Origin of the sequence: Streptomyces sp. NPDC006332, from assembly GCF_040612855.1 — a bacterium.
Lineage (GTDB): Bacteria > Actinomycetota > Actinomycetes > Streptomycetales > Streptomycetaceae > Streptomyces.
In genome coordinates this window covers 1-15012 of sequence record NZ_JBEXRA010000054.1, presented here as the reverse complement: position 1 = coordinate 15012, position 15012 = coordinate 1, and the positions used below count along the sequence as shown (strand labels likewise).

Sequence of the window (15012 nt, the reverse complement as noted above, 5' to 3'; positions counted from 1 at the left end):
CCCGGATTGTCCGTGTCACACGGCGCTTGAGCTTTAGCTCAGTTGAATCAACAGTGTCCGATTCAAAGCCGAGCGCCCGGCGTGGACGCTTCTCGGGAAGAGAGGGTCCACACCGGGCGCGCCCGGTGCTACGAGACTGCCTCAGCGTTGACCTGAGTCACCCGCGCTCCGGTGATCTGCAGGGCCTCGATGATCCGACCGGCGGCGTCTGCGGCAAAGAGAGCCTCGCTCACGCTTAGGACGAATCCACGGACGGGAGGATGGTGCATCTCACGTTGCAGGAGAACTGTCTCCCCTTCCACCGTCGCGAAGGCAAAACACACCCACTCCGCGAGGTTGTCACAGACGGTCTCTGGACTACCCCAGCGCTCTTCCAACGCTGGAGGATCGATATCGACTTGAGCCAGGTACCTCATGCCGCCCAGACGTACATCCCGTTCCGTGATTCTTTGCAGAATTGTCTGAGGCGGTTCTACTCGATCCATACCTACCGCGCCTCTGTGATGATGATCGGGACGGAGGCCCAATCCTCGCCGTTCTTGGTGAAGGTGTTGACCCCTTCCTCGACGCCGGCCTCCCAGGAAACGTATCCGGGAGGAGTGCGGTTCTGGGGCTTGGGCTTCACAGTGGTGAAAAACTCCATACTTCCCGGTTTGGCATTCTTCGGAATCGGGCCTCGGTGTGCCTGGGCCGTGGGGTTGCCCCCCCACCTGGGGGTAACGCCCCACAACTCGCCCGACTCGATGATAGCCCGGCTATTCTCCACCGTCTGAGTCGGCGAAGCGAGCCGATGGAACGGACCGTACAAGGTCACCGGACCCTCCGGCAGACTCTTACCTACAGTAAGCATTTTGGTGCCGGCCGCAACAGTCGCGCCACCGACCGCCAGGCTTCCGCCGGAAGCCCCGCCTGTAGCCATTTCTGCGATCTCCGCGGCGCACACCGGGGCCGCGGCCAGGCATCCCTCGCCCACGGCGACGGCGACCGGGGCGGCGACCACTGCCGCCGCCACGCCCACGACGACGCCTAGCACGACTTTCTGCCAGGTTTCGAGCTTGGGTCGGTCGGTGATGAGGTCCCTAGCGGCCTGGTTCGCCGGGATCGGGTAGCTACCGTTGAGCAAGTTCCAACGGGGCTGTTCCTTCTTTTCAGGTACCGGGTCGGGTCCCTTCTTGAAGACCACCCTCGCCGACTTGACGCCCCCGTCCGTGCGGACGGTGACGGTCATGGTGCCGCTTCCGGTACCGCCGCTCGGCTTCTGGTACTGGACCGTCTGGGTGTAGGTCTGTGTGTAGTGCCACACCCACCCGCTGCTGTTCTTTGTGTAGTACTCAACACCGCCGTTGCAGTGGCCTGAGGCACCGCCACACATGCCATCGGGACGGAGCCCGGTGGGGTCGGACTGGGTGACAGGGGTGTTGTTGGCGTACGCGTAGCCGTTGAGGGACTCGTGGTCGTGGGGGGCGAGGACGGGGTCGACGGAGAGGAAGCGTCCGGTGGCCGGGTCGTACTCGCGGGCCCCGATGTGGGTGAGTCCGGTGTCGGCGTCAGCAGGCTTGCCGAGGAATCCCTTGTCGTCGGGCCAGGCCGGTGGTGTGGCGCCGCGTGGCTCGCCGAAGGGCTTGGTGTAGCGGCGGGTGACGGCCTGGGTGGTGGCGTCCACCGTCATCGAGGCGGTGCCGTGGTGGTCGTCGACCATCCAGGACAGGCCGGTTTCGGTGCGGACGGCGGTGGCGTCGCCGGCCGGGTAGTAGCGCTGGGCGGTGAACTTCTTGGCGGCCGTGTCGTAGTGGAGTTCCTGGCCGGCCAGGTAGAGGACGGTCTTGCCGGGGCCGCGGCGGATCAGGAGTTCGCCATTGGCGTCGTAGAGGTAGTCGGTGGTCTTGTTGCCTTCGGTGAGGCGGGTGAGTTCTCCTTCGATGTCCCAGGTGAGGCTCTGCGCGGTGCCGGTGGGGCTGTAGCGCTTGGTGGTGTTGCCCTGCTCGTCGTAGGTGTACGGCTTGGCGGTGCCGCCGTTGACCGTGACGGACGTCAGGGTGTGGGGCTGACCGGCGCCGGAGGCGTTGACGGCGGGGTAGCCGTAGCCGGTTTTGGTGTCACCGGTGGTCTTGTGCTCGGTCTGATTGTCGCGCAGGCCGCCGGGCTTGTAGGTCCAGCTGGTCCAGTACGGGGCCGGCCCGCCGAGGGCGCTCGCCGAGCGGGCGGTGGCGCAGTCGTTGGAGGACGGAGTCCAAGCATCAGTCAGACGGCGGTAGCCGTCGTAGGCGAAGCACTGGGTGTCCTTGCCATTGGCGTTGTCCGTGACCGACTTGACGTTGCCCGAGACGTCGTAGGTGTAGTCGACGTCGCTGGTGTAGCCGGTGTTGGTCTGGTCCTTGGTGTGGGAGTTGGCCAGTCGGCGGGTGCCGTCCTCGTAGCGGTTGAGGATCTGGAGCTGCTTGGCGTCGGTGGAGGTGCCCAGGCGGGTCTCCCCGATCTCTCCGTACGGGGAGTAGCCGATGTCCTGGACGTAGTCGGTCATGCCGTCGGTGCTTATGAGCATGCCGAGGCCGTTGTAGCGGTTGCTCACGGTCTCGGCGGGCAGACCGGCCACCGCGGGCATCGAGGTGGACTGGACGGTGCCGTCGATGTTGTAGGTGGTGGACGTGGTGAACGTCTGCGGCGCGTGAGCGTCGGCGACCAGGGGGTCGGCGGCGGCGATGACGGTCTTGGTGGCCTTGGGGCGGCCTAGCGCGTCGTATCCGGTGGCGGCCTGGGAGTAGATCTTGCCGGTGGTGCCACCGACGTAGCGGATCGCGGCGGTCGGCTGTCCCTTGGCCAGGGAGTCGTAGGTGAACTTGGTCAGTTGGTGGGCGTTGTCCTTCACCCCGTCCCAAGTGCCGGTCTTGCGGTTGAGCTCGTCGTAGTCGGTGATCAGGGTGCGGGAAACATCGTTGAGGGTCGTGGTGACGGTCAGCGGCTGGTCGATGTCGTTGTAGGTCGTGTCGACCTTGCCCTTGTCGGGGTCGGTGGAGGTGGTCTTGCGGCCGCGCAGGTCGTAGCCGTACGTCCAGACTGCTCCGTCCGGACCGGTCATCTTCTTGAGCTGCCCGCCGGGGGTGTACTCGTACAGGGCGCGGGTGTAGTCGCTGCCGGTCGGGACGGGGCCGCCGTACTCACGGCGCTCGGTGATCCGGCCGCGGGCATCGAGGAGTGTCAGGGTGCCGGTGCCACCTGCCGCGGCGGTGACGGCGGTGCGATCGCCCTGCTCGTCGGTCTTGGTGCGCCACTTCTCCTGGTCGTAGATCCGGAAGATTGAGGCGGTGGCACGGCCGGCGGCGTCGAAGACCGTCTCAGTGGAGGCGGGGGTGGAGCCGGGGTAGGTGTTGGCCAGGGTGCCCGACGGGGCGTTGTTGTCGTGGATCTGGCTGTTGGAGATGTACGCCAGACCGCGGTCGTCGTAGAGGGTTTCGGAGATCACCCGGCCGCCGTTCGGCGCGGGGACCTGCTTCTGTCGGGACCGCAGCAGGCTGTCGAAGATCTCGTAAGAGCTGTTGTAGGTCTTTCCGTCGGCCTTGAGGGCGTCGGTGCGGACCCAGGTCTCCTTGTCATTGTTGATGCTGTAGGCGTAGACGATGCTGGCGGCGTCGTCGAGTGCGCGGGAGCGGTCTGGTTTCCAGACCGACCGCAGGCGGCCGAGCGCGTCGAAGGCCCACTCGGTGATGTTGCTGTTGGCGTCGGTGGTCTTGGTCGCCGTGCCCCATGCCGGGTCCACCTCCGTGGTGGAGGTGTAGAGCTTGGGATCGGTTGTGGTCTTGGCCGTCAGCGGGCCGTAGCCGGCGTCGTCGGGGACGTAGGTGGTCTTGATCGTTTGATTGAGGGCGTTGGTTGCCGTGGCCGGTCGGCCGAGCTTGTCGTAGGTGGAGCTGGAGACCTGCTGGTACACGGGCTTCTTGTCGAGCTCGCCATAGCTCGCGACACGGTAGGAGGCAGTGATCTCGCCCTTGGTGGGCGCCGCCCCGACCGCCTGGCCGTCGTAGGCCGTGGTGATGTCGGAAACGACGTCCCCGGGGATCGCTGGGGTGGTCGCGCAGGGAACCGCGTAGGTCTCGGTGCGCGAGACCGCGTTCACCAGCCAGGCCGAGGTGTTGCGGGCATAGCTGGTCCGCACGCACGACTCGTCGCCGGTCTTGGCGGCGTCGCCGCTGTCCTCCACAGTGATCGGCATGCCGTACGTGGTGTCGTACGTGGTCTTCTGCTTGACCGTGCGGGTGCCGGTGGAGATCTTGGAGCGGGTGGAGGTCTCACCGGCCTGGACGATCCAGGAGTCGGTGGTGCCCCAGCTGTAGGTGTGGCTGCCGGTCTTGTGCGACCACGGCGTGTTGATGGTTCCGCTGAGTTCCTCGGTGCCGTTGTAGATGATGGTCTCGCGGACGAAGCCGGCGTACTGGCGGGAGTCGTCGATGGCGGTGTTGGCGGAGTCGGTCACTTTCTCGACCCGGGCGGTGCCGTCGAGCTCTTTCTCGCCGTTCAGGCCGCGCATGTAGAGCGTCAGCTTCTTGCTGCGCGGGCCCTCGGAGTCGCCGGAGGTCTCCACGACCTCGCCGTAGCCGCGCCACTGCGACCAGGTGCGGTTGGACGGCTTGGTCAGGCCCTCATCATCGGCGTAGGCCCAACCGGCGCCGCCCTGGTAGTCGTAGTGCTTCTCGCCGGCGTCGCCATGGCCGTAGGGGTCATCCTGGAGGACGGCGGTGACCACGTACTTGTGGAACCAGTCGGTGACCGGGGTCGCCCCGGACTGGGACCACTTGACCGGGAAGCAGCGGCGGGTGTTCTTGTCGATGTCCGCCGGCATGCTGGTGCCCCAGATGCAGTCGGGGTCCGAGTAGTTGACGGTGAGAGTCGAGCCTGTCTCGGACTTGATGGTGTGCACCCGCCACTTGATGTAGCGCAGGGTATCCGGGCCGCTGCCCTCGACGTGGTTGGACAGCTGGATACCGCCGAAGACGACCGGCGGCATGGTCGCCGCGGTGGTGTTGGCCTTGCCGGTGTTTTGGATGGACTTCAGCCACAGGCTCGCCGAGGAGGCGTCACCGCTGTCGGGGAAGTCCTGCTCCAGGTGCCAGGTGTCCACGTCCCGGCGGGTGGTGCCGGTGCCGGTCCACACCGAGGTGGTGATGTCGGTGAGTCGCTTGCGGGTGAAGAATGCCGGACCGATCTGGGTGGTGCACTTGGTGTTGGACGCGCAGATCATGTCGAAGGGCACGTCGGGCCAGTTGGCCTTGGTGTCCTTGGTCAGGCTGGAGCAGCCACCCGAGACGACGCAGCGCTCGGCGTAGGTGAAACTGACCTGCTGCGCGGCGGGCTTGGTGTAGATCAGGTCGCTGCGCAGGCCGTAGTCGATGCGGTTGAGGTAGCCGCCTCGGGTGTAGCCGGTGCCGTTGACGGTGGTGTCGGCATTCTTGGAGTAGTAGTTCGTCTCCCGGCTGTACCAGTACGTGGAGGCGTTGTTGTGGGTGTCCACGACGTAGTCGAGGTTCCAGCGCCAGGCCTGGTTGCAGAAGGAGTCGGCGAAGCCGCTGGACTTGTAACAAGGTTCGCCGGAGTCGTCGCCGAAGACCGGGACGGTCCACACGGAGTTGGTGACCGGGTCGTCGTCGGCGGTGTCGGTCGTTCCCTTGTCGCTCCAGCCGGGCATCCGGTGCTTGCCGAAGACGTACTGGATGCCGGACGCGTCCGTGACCTTCCAGTACTCGGTGTTGTTGTCGCCGTTGCCGGTGGCGCCGGTCAGGTGCTCGACGCGAGTGCCGTCCTCGTTCTTCAGCTTCCATGCGCCGCCGGACGACTCGGACTGGGCGGCGGTGTCGCAGGCCGCCTTGTCGGCGCAGGAGTTGACCAGCTCGACGGCCTTGCCGTTGAGGACCAGGGTGGCGTTGGCGTATTTCCAGCACAGGTCGCCCTTGCCGGACTGGCCGTCGTCCTTACAGGAGCCGTACTTGCGCTCGATGTAGGACTCGGTGATCGAGAAGCCTTCGCCGATCACCGAGGTCTGGTTGTTCTCCCCGGCCGTGCGGCCGTCCACCGAGGCGGAGTTGTAGGAGATCGACAGGCTCGGGGCCGGCCCGGCAGTCGCCGGGGGAACCCGCAGCGGGTAGTTCCAGGTGAAGTCCCCCGTGCTGCCGCCGCCCTCCCAGGTTGCTGTCGGGGACAATGTCGTGGCGCTGAAATCGCTTCCACCGCCTGAGCTGTCAGCCGCCGCCGCCATCAGCATCGGGGTTCCGGCCGTCAGGGTGCGGGCGGAGACTGTGCCCGTCAGGGTCTGGGACTTCGCGTCATTGTCCGCGCCCGGCACTGGTCTCTGAGTGCGGCAGGACTTTTTCTCCGGGGTGGTCAGCGCACATGCGGGGAGTGTCACCAGGCTCAGGCGGGGGCCGAAGTTGCCGCCGTAGACGTCCTTGAAGGAGGAGTAGTCCAGGGAGATCCGGAGCTTGTCGCTGTCACCGGCGGAGTTTTCGGATGCGCTTTTCGCCGGGTCGAGGGTGAGCAGGATGCCGTTGACGCCCGCCTTCTTCGCGGCCGACTGGGGGTGGACGCTGAGCGCCACCTTCTCAGCCGGACCGGTGGCCTTCGCCTCCGTCTTGCTCTTCGACTTGGCCTTCAGCGGCTTGCGTGCAGGGGCGGCGAACTGCTGGGCCAGCTTCACGCCGAGCCCGCCGACGGTGACTGCTGCCCCGCCGATCGCCGGGACTTCAGCAGTAGCCTTCCCAGACTTCGGCCACGCGGCTTTCTTCAGCCGCTCACGGGTCTGGTGAGCGGCGGGGGCAGCCTTGTCCTTCGGCGCCGTGGACGTGCTGGGCTTGAGTACGCCCACCTTGTCGATCTTCGCGTCGGGCCGATCCTCCAGCTTCTTGCGGGCTGCCGGGGGCTGGGCCTGGGCAGCGAAGTCGTAGCCCGACGGAATCACGACTTGCGGAAGGATGGAGAGGGAGACTACGAGTGCGCCACGACCGAGCCAGCGGCGTATGACCGCCCCTGGCAAGCGTGTGAGTAAGGGTGATGAAGACACGGTGATTTCCCGGTTCTCGGATATGGGCAGGAGCGTCTCGGGCTGCGTCGGGCGCCCGAGAGCGACGGCATCGGCACGTCCGTGGAGACGTGCAGATTGTGTTTCGAGCAGACGGGGACGGGGGCGGGACGGGCATGGTGCCCGCCCTGCCCCTGTCCGCTTCTACTGCTGCTCGGTGTTGCGCCGGTTGGCGATCGTGTCGGTGGAGGTAGCTCCGGCCCAGACGCGGACGCTGTCGATCGTTCCGGGGAAGTAGCGCGTGGCAGCGCCGTTGATCTTTGCTCGACCGACCTCGAATGCTCCGCCGCCCTGCCAGGGGGTGGAGTACGGCACGCCGTCCTCGTCGCCCATCAGGGCGCTGTCGACGTAGAGCTTGAGCCCGCCGAGCTTGGAGGTGTCGTCGGGGTCGGCTGCTGCCTGGGCGTCGTAGACGACCGTCAGCATGACGGGGACGCCCAGCTTGGCCGTGGTCAAGGCGGTGGACTCGCTCTTGGTCCAGACCGCTCCGGTGCCGTCCTTGTCGGGGCGGCCGAACGTCCACCGTCCCTGGGTGCTGCCAGCCGGCTGCTCGTACCAGACGCCCCAGGAGGACTGGCTCGTCCCGGACTGGCCGAACACCTGTACTGCGTACGACTTGCTGGTGTCGGCGAACTTGGCGGGAGCCAGCGTCACCCAGGCGGTCGCGGTGAAAGAACCCGAGTCGTCGACGATCGGACCGGGGGCGGTGGCATACCCGCTGGTGCCGTTCAGGGCCATCCGCTGCGTGGTCGTGACCTCTTCACCGATCTCCGGGTCGCCGGTGGTGAACTGGGTGAGCGCGGCCCCGTTGAGGGTCAGGTTCCGGCCGAAGCCGCTGGTGTCCTTCACCGTGCTGCCGGTCGCGTTGGCCATGTCCGTCGCGTCCCACTTGGCGACAAGGGCCGGGACCGGGTCGCCGGAGGTGCCGTCGCTGAGATCCTCGTCCTCCAGCCAAGCCTCGTGGGCGACTTCTGTGTCCGCGAGCGCGCGGGACCAGACCTTCACCTCGTCGATGGTGCCGGCGAAGTTCTCCGTGCCGGATCCCGATGCCAACAACCGGCCGACTTGCAGACCCCTGGATGCCTTCCACGGCGTCACTGTGAGCTGCACCGGGTCGCCTTGCGGGACACCGTTGACGTAGAGCTGGATGGTCTGCGCAGCCGCGTCGTAGACACCGGCGAGATGGGTCCAGGCGTTCAGGACAGGCGGCTTGGTGCCGACGGAGCGGGTGATCGCCGGACTGGCGACGTCCGTCTGGTGCCGGTTGAAGACCCAGGCGTTCAAGGCCGTGGAGTAGTACAGCTGGAACCCGGATGCGTTCGTGCCCGCCTGCGACAGGACGGTGTAGTTGGCGTCCTTCTTCCCCAGACGCGCCCAGGCAGAGACGGTGAAGGACTTGGTGGTGTCCACCGCCGGGCCGGAAGTGGAGAGATACGCGGACGTGCCGTTGAGCTTCGCCGAGCCGGAGCCGCTGCGGGCCAGGGTGTCCCAGACGGCCCCCGAGGAAGTCAGGGGGTGCTGGGCGGCGGTTGTGGCGTCGGTGAGGGCGTTGTCCAGGTGCCAGATCCCCGAGGGCTGTTCGGCCCCCTTCACCAGGAAGCTGTAGTAGCCGGTGAGCGAGCTGTGGCCGGCCGCGTCAAAGCCCCAGACCTGGACGGTGTTCTCACCAGCCTGGTTCGGCGTGATCGTCCGGTTGGTGGCCGTGCCCTTCGCGACGGTGATCGGAGCGGAGACTGCGCCGCTGTTCAACTTCCACTTGTAGCTGACGACGTCCGACTGGATGCCGGCCGTGGCGGGGTTGGTGTCCCCGGGGGTGAAGGTGAACTTGCCCGGCGTGCCCACCCCGCCCGCGGCCTCGTCGGTCTCGGCCGGCTTGTAGACGCCGTCCGCACTGGACACCACCGGGGGTGGCGGCGAATCGGTGTCGACCCGGAAGTAGCACCAGGACGACCAGGCCGAGTCAAGAACTCCGGTGGCGCCCCGGTCCGTCTTGTAGTACGCCTGCGTCTTGACCCTCATCCGGTAGTCCTTCTGCGCCGGTAGAGCGCTGGAGGACGCGGCACGGGAGGCGTTGTCGGCCACCCAGGCGCCGTCCGGTGAGGCCGCGTACCAGGCACGGCTGGAGCCATCGGCCTTCCACACCTCGAACACTGCGCGCAGCTGAGAATTGGAGCCGTCGGCTGACTGCACCGTGGCCAGCATCTTCGGTGTGCTGTCACCGGTGGCGAAGGGCAGCGTGGAGGCGTTGCAGGCCCGCCCGGTGGTGCCCTGCTGGACCCCGTACGAGGTCGGCTTGCCGGGGTAGGAGACGTAGGTGACCGACAGCTTGGCGTCATTGCGGAACCGTGCCCAGGCGCCCGCGTCGGACTCGTCGTGCGCGGTCAGCGAGAAAGTGATCTGCGCATCCTTGTTCGCGGCGTGGGAGGCGAGGGTCGTCGTCAGGTTCTCATTCGTCTCCTCCCCCACGTTGTCGCTGAAGCGCACCCAGTTCGCCGGCTGCGACGGGCTGCACAAGGTGCCCCGCCCGTAGGCCACGTTCCGGTCGCCCATCAGGTCATCCGCGGCAGGGCGGCTCGACCAGGTGGTGCTGGAGGAGATGCCCTTGTTCACGTGGCTCAGGTCGTACCAGTGCGGATCGCAGGAGAACGTCCACAGCTGGTACACCTCCATCGTCGCGTCCAGGATCTTCTTCCCGTGGATCGACGAGAGCGGGTACTCGAAGTACATGCGCTGGGTGTACGGGCTGTTGGCACAGAGATAGCCGGCGTAGTTGGAGCAGCGCCCCACGCCCTTGTCCCCGTCGAACTCCCAGAACTTGTCACCGTCCGAAGACAACGCTGTCCAGTCGCCCAGCGCGATGCCCTTGGTGGGCGGGTCGATGTAGAGGGGGAAGACGGTGTCCTCGCCGTGGAGTAGCGCCGGATCAGGCACGATCTCCAGGGTGGTGTCGGTGACTTTGAGCGGGAGCTCGCTTGCCGCGTCGCCGTTTCCGGGGCCCTCCGAAGGGGCTGGCTCGCCCCCAGCGGCGGGCAGCGGGGACGCCTCCGTCGCCTCCGGCTCTGCCGAAGAAGGAGTAGGGCGGGCGAGTTGCGTGGTGACGCCAGCCGTAGCGGTATCAGTGGTCGGGGTGTCACCGGCCGAGTCCCACATCCTCCCCGCTGGGGTCTCGAAGACTGGGGTCCCATCGCCGTCTCGCGCGACGAAACCGCCGTCGGCCGTCGGGGCGATGTCCAGGCCGCCGCCGGAGACGGTCATCCTGATCGTCGCGAGCGCCGGGTTCTCCGCCGCCGCCGCAGTCTTGACCACGAGCACCGACGTGTAGCCGGAGCCCAGCGCGGTCAGTTTCAGATCGACGTCCGGAAGGACGCCGGCGTAGGTTGCGCTGTCGCCGTCGAGCTGGGGCGCAGGCAGTGCGGTGGGCCAGCCGAACTGCAGCTCGTGCCCCTCGTCCTCCAGCGTGACCAGCCCGTCCCCGCTGCCGCCGCCTGAGAAGGTAAGACCGGCCGTCGTGTTCTTCGCCCGAACAGAGCCGTCGGCCTCGTGCACGAGGGTGGTGTCGATGGGGGCCCAGACGCCGTCGTCGTTGCGAGCCCGAACGGGAGCCGCGTTCATCTCCTGCGTGAAGGTGCCGTCCGGATTGGCAAACAACTCAGACGACTCGGTGGTCGCCGCGTCCACGGCTATCCGCTCACCGGTCTCCACCGCGAGAGCACTCGCTTCCGATTCCGGAGCCCTGTCAGCCGCTACCGAGGCCGCCCCGTCATCAGCGAGCGCCGGAGTCACACCGGCCCCGGCCACCGCACCCCCCAGGAGCGTGACGGCTATCGCCCAACTCCCCACCGCCTGACGCCAGCCGTGCCGCCGTTTCTGCGTTAACACGCCCCCACCCGTCCCCTTAGATTTTTTTTACAAGAAGCTGTGAGGATCATGTGTTGGTTGATCACGTCGGTCAATGGTGTCCCGGATCACACTGGCCACTTTTCAGCCTGCCGGGATTACGTGGCAGCGCTTTGATCTTTGCCTGCCTGCCGTACCTGACCAGGCATCCGAGGGGGCCAGATTGGGTATCACCCGAGGGGACGCGGGTCGCGATTTCGCGCGCCGGCCGACCGGCTTCCTCTGTTTGGAATCCTCGTCGAGCGCCACTGCCGGCAGTAGGCGGAGCAGGTCGTGCGCCTCGGCCGGGCTCAACAGGGGCAGCCGTTCCGTGGCGTGCTCGACTGGAGCGAAGGTGATGTCGTCGAGGTCGACGTGCGCGAGTTCATCCAGTTCTGGGCAACGGTCCGCAATCGCAGGGGTCAGGCATGGACGCCAACAGAATCTCGTCGCCTGGACGAAACTATGCCGCTCATCCCCCAGCGCGATGTCGAGGTTGGCGTGGAGCAGGTCGATCTCGCTACGGCGGCCGACGAAACCCGCCCGTTTGCGGCGCCCGATCAGCTCCTGCATCGACGGCCGCGCGGGCGTCATGCCGCTCCACCCCCGGTAACAGTCCCGCCCGAAGCCTGGCAGAGGCACGCGCTCCCGGACAGCCCCTCATTGATTGACTTCGGAATACGTTCCGAAGTACCGTCGGTTCATGTCCACACCCATGGTCGCCTTCTCCGAGCTCTCCAAGAACTCGAAGCGTGTCGCCGAGACGCTCGAGCGGGCTCAACGCGTGCACATCACACGTCGGGACGGCGAGGATCTCTACCTGACGACGGCACGCCACGACCAGCAGCGCGAGGAGACGGCGGACATCACGGCCCGCCTCCTCGCCGCCCTGGTCCGCAGCGACGCCGGCGAGCGGGCCATACTCCGCGCGCTCCCCTCGGTCTTCCCCTGGGTCCGCCACCTGTCGGGGGACGAGCTGAAGCAGTTCGTGGCCGAGCTCATCGACGCCACGCACGACGTGGCCCAGCTGGAGGTCCACGCCAACCTCCATCGAGTCGTCGTGGAATGGCGCGCCACGGCAAGGGTCCTTGCCGACCCCGCGCTCACCGCACAGCTCACCCGTCGACTGCCGGACGAGGACCACGGCGAGGTGACCGCTCCGTGAGCCCGAAGCGCGGCGACGATGTCGCTCCCCCGCCGGTGGGCGGGGAATGGCGTCTGCGATTCGCAACGAACGAGGCAGCGAAGGGATGGGGTGAACTGGGCGCAGAGGCACCGGGCAACACACGTCGCTGCTTCGAGGCCTTACGCGGCAACCCTCTGTCCCGAGCGGATCCCGACCGTCAACATCGACTGCGCGGCCGTCTGGCAGTGGGACATCTGGACGGTCGGGAGTATCCACAATGGGAGTACGAGGTGACAGCAGGCGGACGGGTGCGCTACCTCGTCGATGAAGCGCGACGCACTGTCCATCTCGTGTACGCGTCCACCAGCCATCCGGAAGACACCGAGTAGTCCCCAACTCCGTTGGCAGCGGGCGTCATTCTGACTCAATGACTACAGCGGCCCCCGTTCTCCGGGGAAAATGTCAGGCTGGGTCCGGCGCTGCGGTTGAGGGTGAACGACTGGTATGCCTTCTTTGCCCCAATCAATGGTCGGGTGAGATCTTTCCCGTTTCCCCAGTCCACCGTCCCGAGGGCGGGGGCTGTGCTGGGCAGATCGCCCCCCAGGACGAAGTTTTTCGTTTCGTAGGCTCGCTCGTCCGCCTTACTGCGCCAGTCGGGCGCCGTGCAGAGTTCCGCGTCGGGCGATCGCGGGGACGATGCCGCGGGCGCGAACCTGATCGCGGTAGACGTCGTGGTCGTAGCCACGGTCGGCGAACAGCGAATTTGGCTTGCGGCGGGGCCGGCCGAGCCGGCCGCGGACCGGCGGGATCGCGTCGAGCAGCGGAAGCAACTGCGTGACGTCGTTACGGTTGCCCCCCGGTCAGCAGAACCGCGAGCGGGGTGCCGTGCCCGTCGGTGCTCAGATGGTGCTTCGAGCCGGCCCGGCCCCGGTTCGGCCAGCAGGACCTCGTAGAGCCGCTGCCAGACACCGGCCTCGTTAGCAGTCCCGCAACCGCCGCCAGCACGTCACGCCCGAGCCGAAACCGAGTTCCTGCGGCAGGTACTCCCACTGAATTCCGGTGTGCAGCACGTACAAGATCCCGCACTGCAAAGGACGGGTTCTAACGTTCGTCTCAGGTTCGCTCGGTAGGAAGTAAGCATCCAGATACCGCACCACACAAACACCTGAGGAGAGACTGACATGAAGCCCATGGGACGCCGCGGTTTTCTCACCGCCGCCACGGCACTTGGCATTGGTGCCGGCGTGTCCACGCATGCCATTGTCTCGGCAGCGGACGAGAACGAGACCCCGGACAAGACTTCGGACATTTCGCTGCGGGACAAGGACCTGCCCTTCATCGGCACGGAGGAGACCTTTTCCACCCATGAGTTGATGGTGCTGAACGACAGGTTGTTCCTCGAGGATACTGGTCTTGCCGAGCTCGGCCCGCGCCGCATCGCTGCTATGGATGAGGCGGGGATCAACGTTCAAATCCTCTCCGCACATACGCCAGGTGTGCAGAATGTCAAAGGTCAGAAGGGTATCGATTTTGCGTATCGTCTCAACAAGATGCTCGTCGATGGACCGATGGCCACCTATCCGGGGCGGTTCAAGGCATTTGCAACCTTACCTCTGCAGAATCCGGAGGCCTCGGCAGACGAACTGGAACGTACAGTTCGGGAAGATGGCTTCCTGGGATGTCTGACCAATGGAATCATCGGGAAGAAATTCCTCGACCACCCCGACTTTGAGCCCCTGCTGGCGCGCGCCGAAGCCCTTGATGTGCCGATATACATCCATCCGGGCCTGCCGCCTGACGAGGTTTTCGACATCTACTACAGCAACATGCGGCCGGAATATCAGAAGGAGTTCCAGGACCAGGTTCTCAGCATCTCTGCATATGGGTGGCACCAGGAAGTCGTTACTCAGTGCCTCCGAATGATCACCTCAGGAGTATTCGACAGGCACCCCAAACTCCAGATTATCATCGGCCATATGGGAGAGGGCCTTCCGTTCTTCTACAAACGCATCGTGGAGAAGATGAGCGAAGTGACCGAGAAAAGCCTGGACAAGCCGTTCGAGCAATATTTCCATGACAATTTCTGGTTCACCACCAGCGCATTCCCCCAGACTGAACTGCTCGATCTCCTGCTGAAGTACATAAGTGTGGATCGAGTGATGTTCGCAACCGACTACCCGTTTGCGGACATGAAAGTCCAAACCGACTGGTTCCGGGGAGTCGATATGCCACGCGAAGCCAAGGAAAAAATTGCGTTCCGAAACGCGGAAAAATTGCTCGGAATGAAAGTGCCCGTGAATTGACGGAGTCGAGTTGTCGGTGAGCGATAAGGCAGCAGTCGGGTGCCACGGCGAGCGATGGCCGACACGATGCCGCGCTCGCGGACCTGGTCGCGGTGGACGGGGGGCGGCCGCTACGCCAAGCACGGCACCCACATCCCCGGGGAGCTCGTCACGCTCCCCGGGTCTGTGGGTGGCAAGGTCGTGCTGGACGTCGAGCGCGTCCTCAAGGCCGGGGCCGGCCTGGGCTAATTGGCCGTGTCCACCTCGCTCTCCGGCACTTCCGCCAACTCCACGTCGTGCACGAGGGGTCCGTCTCCCACGATCACCTGGCCCGCTCGGGACGCGTACGGCGTAGCCGTCGCCGCCAGCAGGTACTCCCCCGCCTCCGGCACCGCCACGACGTACGACCCGTCCGCCAGCGACGTCACCCGGTCCAGCTGACGCCCGCCCTTCGTCAGGAGCGTCACCGTCGCGCCCTCCACCGGCTCGCCCTCCTGTGTGCGGACGAAGCCGTGGATCACCGAAGCGGGCTCACTCGGCGACGGGACCTCGTCCTCGTCCTCCTTCGGTTCCACCGCCAGATGCGGCAACCGCTTCTCCAGCCCGGCCGGAAGCCACCAGTTCGCCTTGCCCAGCATGTGCATCGCCGCCGGGACCAGCGCCGT

7 protein-coding genes and 1 pseudogene are annotated in these 15012 nt (G+C 66.1%); 3 read left to right on the top strand and 5 right to left on the bottom strand.

All coding sequences use genetic code 11. The annotated features are described in order from the left end of the window. Nucleotides 1-487 precede the first annotated feature (487 nt). The 3 genes from ABZ027_RS34800 to ABZ027_RS34790 all read right to left on the bottom strand — a co-directional run bounded on the left by ABZ027_RS34800 (nt 488) and on the right by ABZ027_RS34790 (nt 11533). Entirely contained in the window at nt 488-6943 is a 6456-nt protein-coding gene (locus tag ABZ027_RS34800; RefSeq protein WP_356775455.1) for an RHS repeat-associated core domain-containing protein, read from the bottom strand. Between the two features lie 264 nt (nt 6944-7207). Further along, complete coding sequence (locus ABZ027_RS34795; RefSeq protein WP_356775453.1) at nt 7208-10942, bottom strand: LamG domain-containing protein; 3735 nt, start codon at nt 10940-10942, stop codon at nt 7208-7210. A gap of 102 nt (nt 10943-11044) precedes the next feature. After that, nucleotides 11045-11533 carry a DUF6417 family protein gene (locus ABZ027_RS34790; protein WP_356775451.1) on the bottom strand — a complete coding sequence of 163 codons (489 nt, stop codon included), beginning with the start codon at nt 11531-11533 and terminating at the stop codon, nt 11045-11047. Between the two features lie 109 nt (nt 11534-11642). On the opposite strand from ABZ027_RS34790, the gene ABZ027_RS34785 reads away from it, so the two are divergent. Continuing rightward, nucleotides 11643-12104: a prevent-host-death family protein gene (locus ABZ027_RS34785; RefSeq protein WP_356775449.1), complete on the top strand. Its 462-nt coding sequence runs from the start codon at nt 11643-11645 to the stop codon at nt 12102-12104. Nucleotides 12105-12715: 611 nt separating this feature from the next. Here the strand turns inward: ABZ027_RS34785 and ABZ027_RS34780 are convergent. Further along, nucleotides 12716-13147, bottom strand: a pseudogene (locus tag ABZ027_RS34780) (transposase); the annotation flags it as partial. A gap of 99 nt (nt 13148-13246) precedes the next feature. Between ABZ027_RS34780 and ABZ027_RS34775 the strand changes: the two are divergent. Both ABZ027_RS34775 and ABZ027_RS34770 read left to right on the top strand, forming a co-directional pair. After that, the gene (locus ABZ027_RS34775) at nt 13247-14368 is read left to right on the top strand and encodes an amidohydrolase family protein (RefSeq protein ID WP_356775447.1); all 1122 of its coding nucleotides are present in this window, start codon (nt 13247-13249) and stop codon (nt 14366-14368) included. Nucleotides 14369-14422: 54 nt separating this feature from the next. Further along, nucleotides 14423-14596 carry a hypothetical protein gene (locus ABZ027_RS34770; RefSeq protein WP_356775445.1) on the top strand — a complete coding sequence of 58 codons (174 nt, stop codon included), beginning with the start codon at nt 14423-14425 and terminating at the stop codon, nt 14594-14596. On the opposite strand, the gene ABZ027_RS34765 is transcribed toward ABZ027_RS34770, so the two are convergent. Then, nucleotides 14593-15012 (bottom strand): carboxypeptidase-like regulatory domain-containing protein (locus ABZ027_RS34765; protein ID WP_356775443.1); only part of this gene is annotated, 420 nt, incomplete at its 5' end. The two genes, ABZ027_RS34770 and ABZ027_RS34765, sit on opposite strands and share 4 nt — an antisense overlap.

Coding starts and splice junctions, on each gene's coding strand:
- ABZ027_RS34785 (WP_356775449.1), top strand. CDS start 11,643: ATGTCCACACCCATGGTCGCCTTCTCCGAGCTCTCCAAGAACTCGAAG.
- ABZ027_RS34775 (WP_356775447.1), top strand. CDS start 13,247: ATGAAGCCCATGGGACGCCGCGGTTTTCTCACCGCCGCCACGGCACTT.
- ABZ027_RS34770 (WP_356775445.1), top strand. CDS start 14,423: ATGGCCGACACGATGCCGCGCTCGCGGACCTGGTCGCGGTGGACGGGG.
- ABZ027_RS34790 (WP_356775451.1), bottom strand. CDS start 11,533: ATGACGCCCGCGCGGCCGTCGATGCAGGAGCTGATCGGGCGCCGCAAA.